We start from the raw sequence: 14,744 nt of genomic DNA, 5'->3' as shown, positions 1-14,744 counted from the left end.
GGCCATCGAGGACGCATCCAAAACCTGCCCATGACCCACACCACCCTCCCCGCCTCCGCCCGTCTGAAACTGGACCTGATGTTCCACGGCATCCACTACACCGACGCCCTGGGCCGGGCCGCCGGCCATGCCTTTCCCAACTACTACCCCTACCGCTTCCAGCCGGGGGAGCAGGACCCCACGGGCAAGGGCAAGGCCCTGATCCCCTATGCCCTCACCCTGGCCGACGGCACCGTCATCCGCATCAAGGGCAGCGGCGACTCCCCCTGGGGCGTCAGCGGCGACCAGGAAGCGGGCTATGTCCTGGGCCAGCAGGGCGAGGCCGGCATGCCAGTCAGCTTCGTGCCCCTGCCCCGCTGGATGGGGGCCCAGACCAGCGACGGCTTCCCCATGGCCAAGAGCGGCATCGAACTGCTGGGCGACCTGGCGGTCATCAACCTGGCCCCGGGTTGTGAATACTTCTTGCACAAGCAGGACGGCAATTCCATGCGCTGCGGCTTCTGCGCCTACGGCGCCCCCAACGAGCGGGTCAGCCACCTGGGCCAGACCGTGGGCCAGGCCGCCCTGCCTGAGATCACCTACACGCGCATGGGCGAAACCCTGGAAGCGGCCCTGGCCGAAGGCGGCCTGCGCCACATCTACCTGGTGGGCGGCTCCATGACCGACTGGCACGAGGAAGGCCTGCGTTTCCTGGAAATCGCCCGCCGCGTCCAGGCCGTCAACCGCCACCGCCTGCCGGTGTCCTGCGGCTCCGGCGCCCTGCCCCTGGACATCCTGCAGCAGATGCACGCCGAAGGCCTGGTGGACAACGTCTGCTTCAACCTGGAGATCTGGTCCGAGCCCCTGTTCGCCAAAATCTGCCCTGGCAAGCACCGCTACGTGGGCTACGGGCGCTGGATCGAGGCCCTGGAACAGGCCGTGGGCCTGTGGGGCCGGGGCCACGTGTACAGCGCCATGGTGGCGGGCATCGAACTGGAACCCGAGCACGGCATGACCTGGGAACAGGCCGCCGACCTGGCCCTGGAAGGCGCCGAGGCCCTCTGCGCCAGGGGCGTGCTGCCCATCTATTCCCTCTACTGGCCCGTGGGCGGCCGCGACCACCCGGAATACATGAGCCGCCTGCGCAACTACTTCGAGCGCCTCAACCTGGGCTACCACCGGCTGCGGCAACAGTACGACCTGCACATCTCCGACACTTTCATGTGCCACCGCTGCGCCTTCATGCAGATGGAATGCGACCTGGACCGGTTGCCGGCGGCGTAGGCAACTCGGCTACCCAACGCTGACTGTTAGTCCACCTTGGGCAAGCTTCTCGCACAAAGTGTGTATCGTGTACACTGCGTGCCATGAACAGCTCGGAATTGATCAAGCTCATGGAACGGTCTGGCTGGGTCTTACGCGGCATTAAGGGGTCGCATCACATCTTCACGCACCCTGAGCGACCAGGCCATGTGAGCGTACCCCATCCGCGCAAGGACTTGGGCGTGGGTCTGGTCCACAAGCTGTTTAAGCAGGCTGGTTTGAAGTAGGAGAAGACCATGAGATATCCGATTGCCATCGAACCCGGAGACGACACCCACGCTTGGGGCGTGGTAGTACCCGATCTGCCCGGCTGTTTTTCGGCGGGTGACACCCTGGATGAGGCCATCGCCAATGCCAGCGAGGCCATCACGTTGTGGATCGAGACGGCATTGGATGATGGGGGCGACATCCCCAAGCCTGGCAGCGTTTCCACGCATCGGGAGAGTCCGGAATTCGCCGGCTGGATCTGGGCTCTGGCCGAGGTGGATCCAGCCCTGCTGGAAGATCACACAGAGCGGGTGAACATCACCCTGCCACGTCGTGTGCTCGCCCGCTTGGATGCCAAGGCTCGAGCGGCGGGAGAGAGCCGTTCCGGCTTCATCGCCCATCTGGCGCTGACGGCCTGAGAAATCGGTTCTTCCGGGTCGCGTATTTTTTCCCAGGCTCTCGGGAAAACGCCCATTGGGGCGGCCGCGACCACCCGGAATACATGAGCCGCCTGCGCAACTACTTCGAGCGCCTCAACCTGGGCTACCACCGGCTGCGGCAGCAATACGACCTGCACCTCTACGACAGCTTCATGTCCCACCGCTGCGCCTTCATGCAGATGGAGTGCAACCTGGACCGCCTGCCGGCCGCTTGAGTTGCGTCATCTTAAGTCCATAAATTACTTGAATTAAAGATTTCCTGGAATTCACACGAAAGGGTTCGTCAGCCTGATTCCTAGACCAGAGAAATCCTCTGTGTTGCGGGAGACCACGGTCAGGTCATGGATCAGCGCGATGGCGGCAATCTGCTTGTCTATGGCGTGTTCCGGGTTCGGGGCCATGCGCTTGCCCCAGACCTGTGCACAATCCAGATCAAAACCGAGCATGCGATCGGCCTAGTCTTTCACGAGCAACGCCAGCCAGTCTTCCAGACGCTGGGCCTGAGGGCCATCGCCTCGGCGCCGGATCATTTCGAGAGCGCGCCGGATTTCCCCGATGGTTTGCACGGTCAGATAGATAGCCGACGGCTCGACCGTCTTCCAGAACGCCTGCACGCCAGGATTGGCACGGTGACCTTTGCGGGCTTCGCTGATGACGTTGGTATCGACGAGATACATCGTTCAGCCTGCCTTGGCACGGAACTCGAAATCAGTATCTTCCCCAACATCCGGCATGCCGGCCAGAACTTCTGCCAGTGAACGCCGGGCAGGCTTCTGCAACACCGTCCGCAAAATTTCCCGATGTTCGGCCTCGGCGCTGCGGCCATGGGCAGCCGCCACCTGCTTCAGCGCACGCACCAATTCCTCGTCGATGTTTCGAACCACCAGATTGGTCGACATTGGTCCCTCCCACCACGATTGATTGCAATGATTGCATTTTACTTCCGTGGACAGGTATTACAACCCTGCCGGAATACACAAAAAAACCCCGCCGAAGCGGGGCTTTGGGTTGCCGAATAAGGCTGATCAGGCAGCGCGGCGGCGGGCGGCCATGAGGCCCAGCAGGCCCAGGCCCAGCAGGCCCAGCACGTGGGGCTCGGGCACCGCGGCTTCCTGGGTGAAGCGCTGGTTGAAGCTACCGAGGGTGGCCGTTTGAGCATCGTCGGATGCCCATACCAGGATGTTCTTGGTGGCCCAGAGGCTGGATACGGGGCTGACAGCCTTGCTGGCTGACGGGTCCAAGGTCAAACCCTGCCCGTCCAACCAGCTGAATTCCGTATCGATGAAGCCACCCGTCAAGGGATCGGTCACCAGGGCGTTGCCCACCCACTCCACGATGGTGATGCCCAGATCGCTGGTTGTGTTAGCAAGAACCGCATTGCCCAAGTTCAGCTCCGCGCCGTTGATGACCATACCGGGGTCGGTGACGCTGACCCGGAAGCCGAACATCAGGTCGATGTAGTTGTAGATGCCATCACCGGTGACGCTCATTTCGTTGTTGAGGATGCCGAAGTCCAGGCCATACACGCCATTGGTTTCACCGGCGGTGACGTCGATGTTGGCGGCGTTGAACGCACGGGTCGGATCGCCGGCGTCGTAGCTGATGAACTCGAAGCTGTCGAACCGCTTGTCGCCGCTGGTGATGCTGCCACCGTTCAGCAGATCGGACAGGGGCACTGCCTGGGCGCTGCCTGCCACGAGGGCCAGGGCCAGGGAGAGCAGGGTCTTTTTCATGATAAGGCTCCTAGTTAAGTAGATCTTTGCTCACCCCCCGGCCCGGCCGGGGGGTACAGAGGTTACTGGGTGGCGCAGTTGGCCCGGGTGCACTGGGGAATGCAGGCCTTGACGTCGACAGGGCTGATGATGCCGTCGTTGTTGGCGTCATAGGCCGGATCCATGGGCGGCACGGTCTTGCCACGGGCCTTGCTGATCATCGACAGGTCCCGCTTGTCGATGTCGCCGTCGGTGTCCACGTCGCACTTGGAAACCTGGCAGGCGTCACCGATGCCATTGTTGTCAGTGTCTTCCTGGCCCGGGTTGGGCGTGCTCACGCAGTTGTCGCAGGCGTCACCCACACCGTCCTGGTCACGATCGGCCTGGTCGGGGTTGGCATTGATCGGGCAGTTGTCGTCCGCGTCGCACACGCCGTCACCGTCGGAATCCACGCAGGCACCGCCCGTGGCGCGTTGCAGCACCAGCAGCGCATAAGCCTGGCGCGAATACATGTTCCAGTCTCCGGGAGCACTGTTGCAGTTGAAACGGCCGTCATTGCCGTTGATGGGCGCTGCACCGTCGTAGCACTGGTGGCCAATGATCTGGTGGGCGTAGTCGAAGTACTGACCCGCCGGGTAGTCACCGTAGGTGCCTACACCGCCGGCACCGAACGATGCGACCTGGGCGTATGTTGCCGGGTTCTTGCGATCCTGGCGCTGGTTGCAAAGGGGTGCACCGCCCGAGGGCAGCGTCCCGAGGTCATCGGGGCCGATATTGCCGGGGTTGGGTGCGATACCGGCGTTGCGCATCAGTTCCATACCCTTGAACGAGCTCCACAGGTAGTACCAGTAGGAGTCCCCGGACCAAGAGTTGCCCATAGAGTCCAGGTTCTGCCAGCGGTAGCGGTTGCGCAACCACTCCATGTAAGCCTGGACGTTGGGCGTATTGACGTTGGCGCCGCCGAAGAGCTGGATGTAGACGCCAGAAGCCGTCTGCTGTAAAGAGGGATCGTAGCCGGTGCGGTAGCCGTGGCCGCGCTCGGTCGCCGACATGAGCTCACAGTTCTGGCCAGCGTCGACCCCATAGTCCGATCCCTGCACGGCATTGAGTTCGTAAGCCTGCCTTGCCCGGGCAAGGGCGGCGTCGATTGCGGCGACGCGCGCTGCGTCAGCCCAGGCACCGCCGTCGCCGCTCTTGCCCGAGGTGTAGAAGGCCTTGGCGGCCGCCAGGCCGGCGGCGGCGAACTGCGTCGTCGACGAGTCCTCGCAGCCCGCGTTCGAGTAGCACCAGTAGCCTTGGTCGATCGCGTTCGGGTAAGCGGGGGCCTGGCGCTGAGCGGTCAGCGTGCGGTCGACCATGGCGTCCATGGCCTCCTTGATGGTCTGGTAATCCGCATTGGCCGCTACCAGCACACTCTTGTCGGGGCCGCCGGTACGCGCATACTCCGACAGCGCGAACATGAAGTTGCCGTCGCGGTAGGCGTAGAAGCTGGTCTCGTTGACGCGGTCGAGAATGTAGGCCGCAGCGTTGCGCAGTCTGCCCTGGTCGGTCGCGCTGGCGCCATCATAACCCTGGGGCGGGTCGGTCGGGTCACCGCTGGCGCGCTTTTCCAGCAGCGCAAGCATCGGCAGCCCATGGGCATCGCCAGCGGAACTGGGGTTGTTGAAGGCGCCGTTGTTGGCGAGCCACTCGATGCCGCGATCAATGGCGGTACTGACGTCGGTTTCGAATTGGGTCACTGCCTGGGCGCTTGCGCTGATGGAGAGCAAGGCCGCTGCGCAAAGCGCGCTAAGCAGTTTTGGCTGCAACCTTGCGGGGTTGTTGGCTGGATGCTGATGAACTGACATTGTTGGCCTCACTTTCGTAGTTGGTAATTACCAAACCAATTGTCTGGAAGCTCGTACCCGCTGGCTACGTACTTGCCACAACTGGGCGCTTAAGCATGCGAGATTAAGCAATTACTAGGCCAGATTTTATTTTATTTAATATCAATGGGTTATTTGTTTTGGTCAATTGTATTGGTGAACCATGTAAACATTCTCGACAAGTGGACATTGAACATGTCCCGTGGGAGGAATGCGGCATGAAGACTCGGAACTGGACACGCAGGCGCGCGGCATGGATACGGGTGTTGACGGAATCTGAGTGAAATCCGGCTTGCACTGCTCCCACCTCGGCTGTTCCTGTGGGGCAACTCGTGGAATGGTCTAAATTTGACACCCTATCGCGGGCTTGTGGTCCCCGCTCAGCCTTGCCAGGTTGATAAAAAAACCCCGCCGAAGCGGGGTTTTGTTTTGCCGTGGCGGCTGATCAGGCAGCGCGGCGGCGGGCGGCCATGAGACCCAGCAGGCCCAGGCCCAGCAGGCCCAGCACGTGGGGCTCGGGCACCGCGGCTTCCTGGGTGAAGCGCTGGTTGAAGCTACCGAGGGTGGCCGTTTCAGCATCGTCGGATGCCCATACCAGGATGTTCTTGGTGGCCCAGAGGCTGGATACGGGGCTGACAGCCTTGCTGGCTGACGTGTCCGAGGTCAAACCCTGCCCGTCCAACCAGCTGAATTCCGTATCGATGAAGCCACCCGTCAAGGGATCGGTCACCAGGGCGTTGCCCACCCACTCCACGATGGTGATGCCCAGATCGCTGGTTGTGTTAGCAAGAACCGCATTGCCCAAGTTCAGCTCCGCGCCGTTGATGACCATGCCGGGGTCGGTGACGCTGACCCGGAAGCCGAACATCAGGTCGATGTAGTTGTAGATGCCATCACCGGTGACGCTCATTTCGTTGTTGAGGATGCCGAAGTCCAGGCCATACACGCCATTGGTTTCACCGGCGGTGACGTCGATGTTGGCGGCGTTGAACGCACGGGTCGGATCGCCGGCGTCGTAGCTGATGAACTCGAAGCTGTCGAACCGCTTGTCGCCGCTGGTGATGCTGCCACCGTTCAGCAGATCGGACAGGGGCACTGCCTGGGCGCTGCCTGCCACGAGGGCCAGGGCCAGGGAGAGCAGGGTCTTTTTCATGATAAAGCTCCTAGTTAAGTAGATCTTTGCTCACCCCCCGGCCCGGCCGGGGGGTACAGAGGTTACTGGGTGGCGCAGTTGGCCCGGGTGCACTGGGGAATGCAGGCCTTGACGTCGACAGGGCTGATGATGCCGTCGTTGTTGGCGTCATAGGCCGGATCCATGGGCGGCACGGTCTTGCCACGGGCCTTGCTGATCATCGACAGGTCCAGCTTGTCGATGTCGCCGTCGGTGTCCACGTCGCACTTGGAAACCTGGCAGGCGTCACCGATGCCATTGTTGTCGCTGTCTTCCTGGCCCGCGTTGGGCGTGCTCACGCAGTTGTCGCAGGCGTCACCCACACCGTCCTGGTCACTGTCAGCCTGGTCGGGGTTGGGGCTGAGGCGGCAGTTGTCCACATCGTCACAGATGCCATCTTGGTCCGTGTCCACGCAGCCCCCGCCGGTGGAGCGCTGAAGCACCAGCAAGGCGTAGGCCTGCCGGGAATAGTTGTTCCAGGCGCCGGGTGCACCGTTACAGGCGTACTGGCCCCCGCTACCCGCCGTGCCGCACTGCCAACCCATGATGTTGTAGGCCAGGTCGTAGTAAACGCGGGGTTGCTCGTCGCCATAGTAGCCTGCACCACCGGCACCAAAGCGGGCCACGCGGGTGTCTGCGTCCGGATCGCGATGCATCTGCCTCGTGCCACATGCGGGCGCGTCAGCCGCAGCCAGGGTGCCAAAGTCGTCGGGGCCTATGTTGCCCGCATCCAGGGGAAGTCCTGCGTTGCGGATGAACTCCAGGGCTTTTGAGAAAGACCACATGTAATACCAGTGGCTGGAACCCCAGCTTGCCAAGGCACCAGCATCATATTGGTGGCGATAGCGATTTCGTAGCCAGCGCAGGTAAGCCTGCACATCCGGGTCATTGACGTTGGCGCCGCCCACCAACTGAATCCAGGTACCGGATGCGGTTTGCTGGATGCTGTTCTGGTTACCAGTGTTGTACCCATGGCCCTTTTCATTCGGTAGCTCACCACAGGCCGCAAAGGATTGACCGGGAACGCCGTTCCGGCGATAGGCATTGCGCGCCAAGGCAGCGGCGGCCTGTACGCTGGCAAGGCGACCGGCATCTGCGAAGGTGGGATCAGAGTAAAGAGACAAGGCGGCAGACAGACCAGCCACGACCAACTGTGTGGTAGAGGAGTCGCGGCAGCCGTTGTTGGTGTAGCACCAGTAGCCGTTGTTCTCGGGATAGGGTGCAGCGGAGTCAGCAAAGCCGGTCCGCTGATTGGCCAGGGTGCGGTCTACCACTTGGTTGAAGGCCTGCTGCAAGGTGAGGGGGGCACCATCAAGTTCCGAGGTGGGGCCGTCATCCTTGTCCGGGCCGCCGGTACGCATGTAGAGGGACAGGGCCATCATGAAGCCGCCGTCACGGTAAGCGTAGAAGCCGTTGCCCGTGGCACTGATCCGGTCGATGATATAGCGAATGGATCTACGAAGCCGTGCCTGGTCAACGGCATTCGCGCCGGCGTAGCCCTGGGGGGGATCACTCGGATCACCGCTGGCACGCTTCTCCAGCAATGCCAGGGTGGTCAGACCTGCTGCGTCGCCTGCGGAATTGGATACGTTGAAGGCACCATTGGTGTCAAGCCACGCGATGCCGTCATCGATGGACTGGGTGACGTCCACTTCGAAAGGCGTGATAGCCAAGGCGCTTGCGCTGATGGAGAGCAAGGCCGCTGCGCACAAAGCGCTGATAATCTTGGGTTGGAAACCTGCCGGGCGTTTCGTCTGCTGCTTCTGGACTGACATTTGTTGGCCTCGCTTTCTGAATTGGTAATTACCAAACCAGTTGTCGTGTACCCCGTACCATTCGATTCCGCTTTCACGACAACTGACCGCGCTTAAGCACCTAATCAATAGCAACTACCAAGCCAAGTATTTTTTATCATTAAAAACAACGCGTTAAAAAGACAACCCAGCCCAAAGTCTTGGCCGTGTAAATTTTTTCGACACGCTGAACAAAGGGGCCGGAGCAAGTTGCCGGACCAGAACAGATTTACTACGTACGTGCGCCTAAGAAATTGCCCTAATTCTGGACACGCTCGGCGTGGCGGCAGCCCACCAGGTCCCAGACCGGGCAGCCGCCCAGGCATACGGCGTTGACTGCGCAGCCCCCACAGCGGGCGTCCCGTTGCAGGAACCCGGCCTGGAGAGTGCGGAAGCTTCGGGAGGGGTGGCTTCTCCATATATCGAGTAAGGAATTCCGACGCAGGTTGCCCAGGGGGCGGTCCGTCAGGAAGGTGCAGGGCACGCAGTCCAGCTCCACGCTGAGGCCCAGGGAACCCCTGGTAGCTGAACAGCCCTCCACCACGCCCGTGGGAGGAAAGCCCAGGTCCTGTTCCACGGAGGTGATGAGGGGGCTCAGGCAGCAGTCGAACCCCACCTGGGTGTGGGCCCGCAGGGCCTGCACGGCCTGGATGACGGGGGGATAGACCTCCGCGAAGGGCCGGGCGGAAAGGGGAGAGTCGAAGTCCGTGGCGCGGCCGGCGGGCTTGTGGGCCAGGAAGATCACGCCATAGAGGTCCTGGATGCCCAGGGCGTAGTCCACCATGTCAGGAAGCTGCTCGAAGTTGTCCGCGCTCAGGGTGATCTGGAGCACCAGCTTGATGCCGTGGCCCTGGATGCGGGCCACCTGTTCCCGGAAGGTGTCGAAGCCCTGGCGGCGTCGCAGGGAGAACTGCTCCCCCACGCCTTCCAGGCTCAGGGCCACGGCGCCGCAATGTTGCGCCATGGCGTCCAGTTGGGCTTCCGTGGCGCCGATGCCCGTGGTGGTGACGTTGGGCACCATGCCGTGGGCCCGCACTTCGGCCAGGATGTCCGCGAAGCGGGGATGGCGCAGGGGCTCGCCGCCGCCGATGGCTACCTGGCACACCCCCGCCTCCCGCATGCGGGACAGGGCCAGCCGGACGTCTTCCCAGGCGGCATGCTTGCCGTCAGCCCGGGACGAGGCATAGCACTGGGGACAGGCCAGTTCGCAGTTGTCGGTGATCTGGAAGTCCACCAGGGTGGGGGCCGAGTAGAGGTTGGAGACGGGGGCAGGCTCCTCCATCGTCAGGTCCAGGTAGCGAACCGGGCCGATGGGCCGCGGCAGGGCGGCCCGCACGTCCCGGAGCAAGCCGGCCCCCTCCTCGTCCGCCGGCTCGAGGCCATGGCAGAAGGCGTCCCGAACGACCTGGAAGGCGGGCGGGTCCAGGTGCACGAAAGTGGCGTCCACGGGATGGAAGATGAAGCCGCCGTAGGACTCCCTACGCAGGAGGATTTCAGACATGCCCTACTCCGCCTCGTCCCGGCGCTTCATGGCCCGGAACAGGCGGCGCAGGGCCTTTTCCCCCAGGAAGGCCGCGGCCACCAGGGCTGCGAACACGCCCAGCAGAGCCGAGTTGCTCCAGCCCTGGGCCGGCGCGGGGGCCTGGGCCGTGGCGGAAGGGCTGGCCTGGCTGGTGATGGCGGTGGTGGCCTCGGGGACAGCCGCAGTGGTGGTCGAGGCAGGCGCGGCAGGCACGCTCAGGTTGCCCGGGGCTGACCCGGGGTTGGGCGGGGCCACCCGCACCGGGATGGGCACGGGCTTGGGAGGTGCGGACTTCGGGGCCGGGCTGACGGCTGGCCCAGGCGTGGGTGATGGCGTAGCCGAAGCAGGAACCGGCGCTGGGGCAACGCCTGGTTGGGCAGGGGCCCCGCCGGGTGCCGTGGGCACCTGGGCAGGCACATAGCCCGGCTGCAGGTGGGGAGGGATGAACTCGCTGGCGGCGGAAGAATTGGTGGTGTAGCCGCGGCGTACCTTGAGGATCTTCATGGCGTCTGCTCCTCCTTCAGGGTTTGCCCCAGGCCGCAGGCCAGGAAACGGCGGGTCCAGTCGTTCCCGGTGGCGACGGCCTCATCAACGCTGCCACGGCACTGCACGCGGCCTTCGGCGACGAGCAGCAGGTCCGAGCCGAAATCCACCGCGTCCCGCACATCGTGGGTCACCAGGATGCTGGTGGTGTGGGTATCGTTCAGCACCCCGCGCAGGGCTTCAAGCAATTCGACCCGCACCAGGCGGTCCAGGTTGCTGAAGGGTTCGTCCAGAAGCAACAGTTCTGGCTGGGCCGCGAAGGCCCGGGCCAGGGCCACCCGCTGGCGCTCGCCCCCGGAAAGGGCCTGGACGGGCCGGCGTCGCAGGGTTTCCAGGCCCAGGCGGGCAAGCCATTCCGAAGTCCTGGAACGGCGCGTCTCCCGATCCAGGCGATTCAGGCCGAAGGCCACGTTTTCCGTGACGTTGAGGTGGGGGAACAGGGCCGCCTCCTGGAACACCATGCCGAAGCGCCGGCGTTCCGTGGGCACTTCGACGCGGCCCGGGAAGGAAAGTCCCCTGCCCTGCCAGGTGATGCGGCCCTCGGTGGGGGCCTGGAAGCCCATGATCAGGCGCAGCAGGGTGGTCTTGCCGCCACCGCTGGGCCCCAGCAGGGACAGGGTCTCACCCTTGTCCAGGGTGAAGCTGACCCGGGAGAGCAGTTCCCGCTCCCCCAGGAGCAGGGAAACGTCGTTCACTTCAAGCATGGGTGGCTCCGCCGGGTGGCTGGTTCGAATGGTCGATGAGGCGCGAGAGGCGCCAGACGGGGTAAAGGCACAGCAGGCACAGGCAGATGACCCATACCGAAGCCAGCTGGGTCATGTTGATGCCCGCCCAGGCGAAGATGCGCAGTGAAAGTGCGCCATAGCCGAAGGGCTGCAGGGCCAGGGAAAGGGTCAGCTCGGTGGCCGCCAGCACGAACACCAGCAGCACACCCCCCGCCAGGACGGGGACCAACTGGGGCAGCAGCACGCGGTACCAGGTATGCAGCCGGGCATGGCCCAGCCCGCGGGCCGTTTCCACCTGGGCCGCGGGCACTCGCGCCAGGGCGTCCGCCACCGGCAGCAGCAGCAGGGGCAACAGCTTGACCGCCATGGCCAGGACGACCACCCACCGCCCGGAGAGGCCGCTGGCGAGCCAGGCCAGGGCCAGGACCATGGACGGGGTCAGGTAGTTGACCGCCACCAGCCAGACCGAGCGGTCGCTGCGCCGCACCCGCTCGCCGGTCTCCAGCAGGTAGGCGAACAGCAGGGTCAGGGCCAGGCAGACGGCGACGCAGGCCAGGGCGGTGGCCAGGGTATTGCCGGCATCGCCGAACAGGGGTGCCAGGTTGGTTTTGTCCAGCCGCTCCTGCGCCCAGCCCAGGGCCAGCCAGAGGGGACCCCAGAAGCCGGGCAGCACAGCCAGCAGGCAGGCCAGATGGATGCCCAGGGCACCCAGGGGCGATGCCCGGAGGGGCTGGAGGGTCTGCAGGCTGCCGGCGTGGTGGGCGCGCTGGCCGCCCAGGCCCAGGCGGATCACGGGCGTGGCCAGCAGTACCGCCAGCAGGAACAGGACCAGGGCCAGCATGGTGGCCAATTCCGGGCGCTGGAGGGCGTGCCATTGCTCGTGGAGGCCCACGCTCAAGGTGGTGATGCCCAGCCGGCTGGAGGCGCCGAACTCGCCCAGGGCCTCGGCGGCCACCAGGCAGGCGGCGGCGATGATGGGCATGGCCAGGAGGGGCAGGCCCACCCGCCACAGGCGGTGGAAGGATCCGTTGCCCAGGGAGGCCGCGGTCTCGAACAGGGCGGCGGGCAGGCGCGCCAGGGCCAGGCGCAGGAACATGAAGACCAGGGGGGAGGCCGCCGCGCCCAGTTCCATGGCCAGGGCCCAGCGGCTGACGAAGAAGTCGGCCGTAAATGCCTCGATGTAGAGACCGGCGGCCACGTAGGCGGGAATGGTGAGCGGCAGCAACTGGCTGAACACGCACCAGGCCCGCCCCGGGAAGACATAGCGGAAGCTCATCCAGGCCGGCAGTCCGCCCGTCACCAGGGCGAAGACAGTGGCGCCGCCCGTCACCAGCATGGAATCCAGCAGGTACTGGGGCAGGACCGTGTCGGCCAGGTGGGTCCACCAGGGCATGGAGAACTGGGCCATGCCCTGGCCCAGGACATATAGGCCAGGGATGCTGACCAGCATCACGAGGGCCAGCAGGGACAGGATCATGGGCATGGCGTCGGGTTCAGGAGGCGTGGAGACCGGGCTGGGAGCCCGGCGCATGATGTGGTGGTCAGGGTCAGAGCTTGTCGAACTGGACCTCGTTCAGCACCTTCACCACCGCTTCCCGCTGCTGGGCGGCAGTCGTCAGGGGCACGAAGTTCATCTTGAACTGGCCGCCCTTCACACCGGGCTGCTCGGCCCCCAGCGTGGCGAGCTTGGGATTCAGGGGCACACCGGGGTTGGTGGGGAACTGGTAGGTCACGTTGCTCATCAGGGCCTGGCCTTCATCGCTGGCAAAGTACTCCATCAGTTTCGTGGCGGCGGCCACGTTGCGCTTGGCCTTGGTCAGGCCCAGGGCGCTGCGCATGATGAAGGCGCCGGCGCGGCTCTGGTCCGGGTAGAAGACGCCGATGCCCTCGGCCCAGGGGCGCTGCTCCGGGTTGTCCATCATGATGGGGTGGTAATACACGTTCATCAGGGCCAGATCACACTTGCCGGCGTGGATGGTCTTGGCCTGCTCCCGGTCGTTGCCTTTGGGCTCCCGGGCCAGGTTGTCGTGGAGGCCCTGGATGATGGCGCGGGTCTGCTCGGGGCCGTAGGCCACGTTCATCTGGCTGAACAGGGCGATGTTGTAGTCATGGTAGCCGGAACGGACGCACAGCTTGCCCTTCCACCTGGGAGATGCCAGGTCGGCGTAGGTGGACAGTTCCTCCGGCTTGACCCGGGCCTTGGAGTAGAAGATCACCCGGGCCCGGTAGGCGTCGACGAAGTAGCTGGAGCCTGGGCCGATAAAGCGCTTGTCGATGGCCTTGTTGATGAGGCCGGAGTTGTAGGCTTGCAGGAGACCCTTGTCCCGGGCGATCTCCATCAGTTCGGCGTCCTTGGTGATCACCACGTCCGCCTCGGTGGGGTTGCCCGCCACGCGGTCGATGAGGCCCTTGTCCATGAAAACGGCTTCCACCTGGATGCCGGTCGCCCTGGTGAAGGAGTCGAACATGGGTTTGAGATGGGATTCGGTGCGATCGGACAGAACCCGGACCGTTTCAGCCGCGCTCACGGCAGCGGAATGGGCCAGGGCGATCAGGGATAAAGCGAGAAGCAGACGTTTCATGGAAAAACCTCCAGCCAATAAAAAAATGGACCCTCGTCCTACAGGACTACAGGACTACAGGACTACAGGACTACTTTAACGATTATGCTCAGCCAGAAAAATGACAACCAGCTCCGCCGTGTCAAGGGATTGTCAAGGACGTTCATGTCAGTCGCCCCGCACGAAACGCTGGCCGACCCAGGTCAGCAGCGCGCCCACCACGCCGGCAGCGAACCAGGCGGGCGCCACCAGGACGGCCAGGAGCAGTCCATCCACCAGGGCGATGCCGGCGATGAGGGCGGGCACCAGGGGAAAGGGATAGGGGACGCCGCGCCGGCCCTCATGCCGGGCCGCCAGGCTGACGAACACGACCCAGGAGAACTGCACACCGGCGCCCAACAGCAGGAAGGGCTGCAGGGTGTCCGTCAGGGCCAGGCCCACGACGACGAACACCAGCCCCCGGCAGGCGGCCATGAGCAGTACGCTGAAAGGGTTGCCCTTGTGGCGCAGGTCGTAGGCGACGATGGCGGCCAGCAGCGCCAGGCCTGCGACGAGACCCGACGGCCGTGGCGCCAGGGCCAGGGCCAGGAAACCGCCGGCAAACAGGGCCAGGGTGAGCATGCGTGCCCCCAGGATAGTCACGCGGCCGGAGGGCAGCGGCCTGCCGGGCCGGTGACGCCGGTCGTGTTCCAGGTCGCACAGGTCGTTGAAGCTCATGCCCGCCAGATAGAAGCAGGACAGGGCGAAGGCCAGTAGCAGGTATTCCCCTGGCATGAAGCTGCCCGTGGCCAGCAACATGGCCGCCAGCACATTGGTCCAGACGGTGGGCAGGTTGCTGACCCGGCACAGGTCCAGGTAGGCCTTGAGGGTGTTCAGGGCGGGGCTCATGGCGCCAGGCATGCT

14 protein-coding genes and 2 pseudogenes are annotated in these 14,744 nt (G+C 64.3%); 4 read left to right on the top strand and 12 right to left on the bottom strand.

The window, feature by feature from the left end; genetic code table 11:
• Positions 1-30: 30 nt before the first annotated feature.
• The 4 genes from H6935_01990 (at position 31) to H6935_01975 (ending at position 2,164) form a co-directional block, all read left to right on the top strand.
• Positions 31-1,263, top strand: a complete 1,233-nt coding sequence (locus H6935_01990; protein ID MCP5277114.1) for a hypothetical protein — start codon at positions 31-33, stop codon at positions 1,261-1,263.
• A gap of 83 nt (positions 1,264-1,346) precedes the next feature.
• Positions 1,347-1,529: a type II toxin-antitoxin system HicA family toxin gene (locus H6935_01985; GenBank protein ID MCP5277113.1), complete on the top strand. Its 183-nt coding sequence runs from the start codon at positions 1,347-1,349 to the stop codon at positions 1,527-1,529.
• A gap of 9 nt (positions 1,530-1,538) precedes the next feature.
• The gene (locus tag H6935_01980; GenBank protein ID MCP5277112.1) at positions 1,539-1,928 is read left to right on the top strand and encodes a type II toxin-antitoxin system HicB family antitoxin; all 390 of its coding nucleotides are present in this window, start codon (positions 1,539-1,541) and stop codon (positions 1,926-1,928) included.
• 83 nt (positions 1,929-2,011) lie between these two features.
• Positions 2,012-2,164: a hypothetical protein gene (locus tag H6935_01975; protein MCP5277111.1), complete on the top strand. Its 153-nt coding sequence runs from the start codon at positions 2,012-2,014 to the stop codon at positions 2,162-2,164.
• A 51-nt stretch (positions 2,165-2,215) separates the two neighbouring features.
• Here H6935_01975 and H6935_01970 read toward each other — a convergent pair.
• The 12 genes and pseudogenes from H6935_01970 to H6935_01915 form a co-directional block, all read right to left on the bottom strand.
• A pseudogene (locus tag H6935_01970) lies at positions 2,216-2,626 on the bottom strand (type II toxin-antitoxin system VapC family toxin).
• Between the two features lie 3 nt (positions 2,627-2,629).
• Positions 2,630-2,848, bottom strand: coding sequence for a DNA-binding protein (locus H6935_01965; protein MCP5277110.1), 219 nt, complete (start codon positions 2,846-2,848; stop codon positions 2,630-2,632).
• 126 nt (positions 2,849-2,974) lie between these two features.
• Positions 2,975-3,055: pseudogene (locus tag H6935_01960) on the bottom strand (PEP-CTERM sorting domain-containing protein).
• A 689-nt stretch (positions 3,056-3,744) separates the two neighbouring features.
• Entirely contained in the window at positions 3,745-5,019 is a 1,275-nt protein-coding gene (locus H6935_01955) for a thrombospondin type 3 repeat-containing protein (protein ID MCP5277109.1), read from the bottom strand.
• A 952-nt stretch (positions 5,020-5,971) separates the two neighbouring features.
• Positions 5,972-6,679 (bottom strand): PEP-CTERM sorting domain-containing protein, encoded by a 708-nt coding sequence (locus H6935_01950; protein ID MCP5277108.1) that lies wholly within the window; start codon positions 6,677-6,679, stop codon positions 5,972-5,974.
• A 62-nt stretch (positions 6,680-6,741) separates the two neighbouring features.
• Positions 6,742-7,482, bottom strand: coding sequence for a thrombospondin type 3 repeat-containing protein (locus H6935_01945; protein ID MCP5277107.1), 741 nt, complete (start codon positions 7,480-7,482; stop codon positions 6,742-6,744).
• 1,267 nt (positions 7,483-8,749) lie between these two features.
• Positions 8,750-9,991 (bottom strand): radical SAM protein, encoded by a 1,242-nt coding sequence (locus H6935_01940; GenBank protein ID MCP5277106.1) that lies wholly within the window; start codon positions 9,989-9,991, stop codon positions 8,750-8,752.
• Positions 9,992-9,994: 3 nt separating this feature from the next.
• Positions 9,995-10,516 carry a hypothetical protein gene (locus H6935_01935; GenBank protein MCP5277105.1) on the bottom strand — a complete coding sequence of 174 codons (522 nt, stop codon included), beginning with the start codon at positions 10,514-10,516 and terminating at the stop codon, positions 9,995-9,997.
• A complete protein-coding gene (locus tag H6935_01930) occupies positions 10,513-11,259 on the bottom strand; it encodes an ABC transporter ATP-binding protein (protein ID MCP5277104.1) in 747 nt (248 codons plus the stop codon). Before H6935_01930 ends, H6935_01935 begins: the two co-directional genes overlap by 4 nt.
• Positions 11,252-12,811 (bottom strand): iron ABC transporter permease, encoded by a 1,560-nt coding sequence (locus tag H6935_01925; protein ID MCP5277103.1) that lies wholly within the window; start codon positions 12,809-12,811, stop codon positions 11,252-11,254. The genes H6935_01930 and H6935_01925 overlap by 8 nt, the downstream gene beginning before the upstream one ends.
• A gap of 16 nt (positions 12,812-12,827) precedes the next feature.
• On the bottom strand, positions 12,828-13,862 hold the full coding sequence (locus tag H6935_01920) for an extracellular solute-binding protein (protein ID MCP5277102.1): 1,035 nt from the start codon (positions 13,860-13,862) through the stop codon (positions 12,828-12,830).
• A 147-nt stretch (positions 13,863-14,009) separates the two neighbouring features.
• The gene (locus H6935_01915; protein ID MCP5277101.1) at positions 14,010-14,741 is read right to left on the bottom strand and encodes a UbiA family prenyltransferase; all 732 of its coding nucleotides are present in this window, start codon (positions 14,739-14,741) and stop codon (positions 14,010-14,012) included.
• Positions 14,742-14,744 lie beyond the last annotated feature (3 nt).

Origin of the sequence: Thiobacillus sp., assembly GCA_024235835.1 — a bacterium.
In the GTDB taxonomy this organism is placed as follows: domain Bacteria; phylum Pseudomonadota; class Gammaproteobacteria; order Burkholderiales; family Thiobacillaceae; genus PFJX01.
The sequence above is the reverse complement of the archived record's forward strand: the minus strand, read 5'-3'. Positions and strand labels throughout refer to the sequence as shown.